At 60.2% G+C, this 2,910-nt stretch carries 3 protein-coding genes and 1 pseudogene; all 4 read right to left on the reverse strand.

Going from position 1 to position 2,910, the window contains the following annotated elements; all coding sequences use genetic code 11:
* Positions 1 to 244 (reverse strand): annotated as a pseudogene (locus RI563_RS07040) (Ni/Fe hydrogenase subunit alpha); the annotation flags it as partial.
* Positions 241 to 1,017, reverse strand: a complete 777-nt coding sequence (locus tag RI563_RS07045) for a sulfhydrogenase subunit delta (protein WP_317622863.1) — start codon at positions 1,015 to 1,017, stop codon at positions 241 to 243. The gene RI563_RS07045 and the pseudogene RI563_RS07040, both read right to left, overlap by 4 nt.
* A 19-nt stretch (positions 1,018 to 1,036) precedes the next feature.
* Positions 1,037 to 1,870: an FAD/NAD(P)-binding protein gene (locus RI563_RS07050; RefSeq protein WP_310693661.1), complete on the reverse strand. Its 834-nt coding sequence runs from the start codon at positions 1,868 to 1,870 to the stop codon at positions 1,037 to 1,039.
* Positions 1,867 to 2,910 (reverse strand): 4Fe-4S dicluster domain-containing protein (locus RI563_RS07055; RefSeq protein WP_310693662.1); only part of this gene is annotated, 1,044 nt, incomplete at its 5' end. The genes RI563_RS07055 and RI563_RS07050, both read right to left, overlap by 4 nt.

Below are 2,910 nucleotides of genomic sequence, written 5' to 3' on the forward strand. Positions count from 1 at the left end.
CGATCGCCTGCACCGCGCTCATTTGATAGGCCACCGGGCAGATGCCGCAGATGCGTGCGACCATGTCCGGCACTTCGCTGTAGCTGTGTCCCTCGAGAAACTTTTCAAACAGGCGTGGCGGCTCGAAGATACGCAGCCGCAGCTCGTCGATCTTTCCCGCGCTCGCGGTCAGTTCCAGCGCGCCCTCGCCCTCGACCCGGGCCAGTACCGGTACATTGATGTTGATATCGCGTCGCTCGCTCATGACTCATCCCGCTTCCAACGCAGGCCGGCGCTGGTAAACGGCTCCACACCGCTGTTGATAAAATGAAAACGGCGCCCGACGGTCGCCGGCAACAGGCCCAGTTGTCGAAACTCCTCGCCCAGCGCTTCGGGGTTGATGTTCTCCGCCGGCCCGTAACAGGCATAGCAGTCCCGCCCCAGCGACGGACAGATGGCGCCGCAGCCGGTGCGGGTCACCGGCCCCATGCACGGTTCCCCCTTGGTGACCATGACACAGACATTCTGTTGCCGTTTACATTCCAGGCAGACCTTGTCCTGTTCCACCACCGGGACCGCGCCGTGTAACAGTGAACGGATCGCCGCCATCACCTGCCGGCCATTGACCGGGCAACCCCATAACTCCAGGTCCACTTTGACATGTTGCGCGATCGGCGTGGATGTGGCCAGGCTGTTAACATACTCCGGCGAGGCATAGACCTCGGCCAGCCACTGTTTGCCATCGGCCAGGTTACGCAAAGCCTGCAACCCCCCGGCGGTGGCACAGGCACCGATGGTAATCAGGTAACCGCTGTTTTTACGAATACGCTGAATGCGCTGTTCATCGTGCGCTGTGCAGATACTGCCTTCGACAAAGGCGATATCGACCTGGGCTTCGGGATTCATCGGGCCCGCCTCGGCAAAGTGCACCAGTTCGACCTGTTGCGATAACGTCAGCAACGCTTCACCGGCATTGAGAAAGGCCAGCTGGCAGCCGTCGCAGGAGGCAAATTTGTGCACCGCCACGCGGGGTTTGATGGTGGGTTTATCACTCATATCAGAAGCCCTTTATCCCCAGCAGCGGTTTGAGTTCCGGGTAACTGAACACCGGTCCGTCCTTGCAGACAAAGTTGGGGCCATGCTGGCAATGCCCGCAATGGCCGATCGCGCACTGCATGTTGCGCTCCATGCTCAGCCAAATGGACGACTCGGGTACGTTACGGGGTAACAGTTCCTTGATCGCCGCGATCATCATCCCTTCCGGGCCGCACATCATCACCGTGCAGTTTTGCGGATCGAAATCGATCTCGCTGACCAGTTCGGTGATATGGCCGGTGGCCCAGGGCCAGCCGGCGCCGCCCTGGCTGGCCGCGAGGACCACCTGGGTATTGTCCTGTTTGCTCCAGGTTTCGTATTTCTCGCGCCAGATCAGATCGTCCGAATGCTTGACGCCCTGCATAATGATCAATCGGCGAAACCGATCCCGGCGCTTGAGCACGTAATTGATCACCGACACCACCGGGGCACAACCCAGCCCGCCGGTGATCAATACCACATCCTTACCCTCGGCCTGCTGTACCGGCCAGCCCCGACCGTAGGCGCCGCGCACCCCGATGCGATCGCCTTCCTGCAAACCGGCCAGCACATTGGTCACCCGTCCGAGACGGCGGATCGTATGATCGTAGGCGTGCTCGTCTTGCGGGTCGGAGACGATCGAAATCGGCACTTCGCCCACGCCGTATACATACAGCATGTTGAACTGACCGGGTTCGAAGCGATACTGCGCATGGATGTCGGGATCGGTAAAGCGCAGACGCAGGGTAAAGATATGCGGGGTTTCTTCCAGGCGCTCGAAGATTTCCGCTTCATGGGGCAGATAGGGCGAGCTCATGCTTCATCACTCCCGCATATGGCCTGCAGCTCTTCGGTCACATCGATCCCGACCGGACACCAGGCGATACAGCGGCCGCAACCGACACAACCGCTGCGTCCGTACTGATCGTGCCAGCTGCCAAATTTATGCGTCAGCCACTGCCGATAACGCTCGCGGGTCTGCTGGCGAATGGTCAGGCCATGGATATAACTGTGGCCGGCGGTAAAACAGGAATCCCACTGGCGTATATGCTCCGAGCTGCCGCCGTCCAGCGGCGCCAGTTCTTCTTCACTGTGACAAAAGCAGGTCGGACAGACCGAGGTACAATTGCCACAGGACAGGCAACGCCCTGCTACTTCGTCCCAGCGCTCATGATCGAGATTGGCAAACAGTGCATCGCGCAACTGTTTCCCCGGAACCTGCCTCAACTGTTCATGCGCCTTTTCCTGCTGTATTTCGATCGCCTCTCGATGCCCGTCGGTTACGGGGATCAGGTTGAGCCGCGCCATGATCGCCTCGCCTTCCCCGGTACCGGCCTGGATCATGAAACCGTCATCCAGTTCATCCAGCACCAGATCATAACCGGCCTTCGCCACCGGCCCGTCACCGGTGGAAGCACAGAAACAGGTTGAAGCAGGATGCGAACAGTTAACGGCAATCAGCAGGAGATTCTCGCGGCGTGCGGCGTAGGCCGGATCGGGAAAGTCGCCTTCGAGAAAATGGCGGTCCTGCAGCGCGAGGGCGGCCAGATCGCAGGCCCGGACACCGAAGATCGCCCGTTTCGGTGTCTCTGGCGTGGCCGATTCAAACTGCAATCGCCCGTCGTTATCGCGCTGGACGCGCCAGAGCGTCTCGCGAGGCGCGAATAAAAACGGTTTCAGGGCCTGGGGACCATTGGCCCAGGCGAAATAGCGGACATTGCCCTCATGGATCTCGCCGCAATATTCACCGGGATACTGGTTGACCTGCACGCCGCGGGGCAGCTGGTCGACCTGGCTCAGGGTGTCATACACAATGGCCTCGTCTTGCCATTGCGGGCCGATGCATTCATAGCCTTC

Origin of the sequence: Thiohalophilus sp. (assembly GCF_031581315.1) — a bacterium.
GTDB lineage: Bacteria > Pseudomonadota > Gammaproteobacteria > UBA6429 > Thiohalophilaceae > Thiohalophilus.

Excerpts from the sequence above, each read along its gene's own strand:
- RI563_RS07050 (WP_310693661.1), bottom strand. The coding sequence starts at position 1,870 with ATGAGCTCGCCCTATCTGCCCCATGAAGCGGAAATCTTCGAGCGCCTG.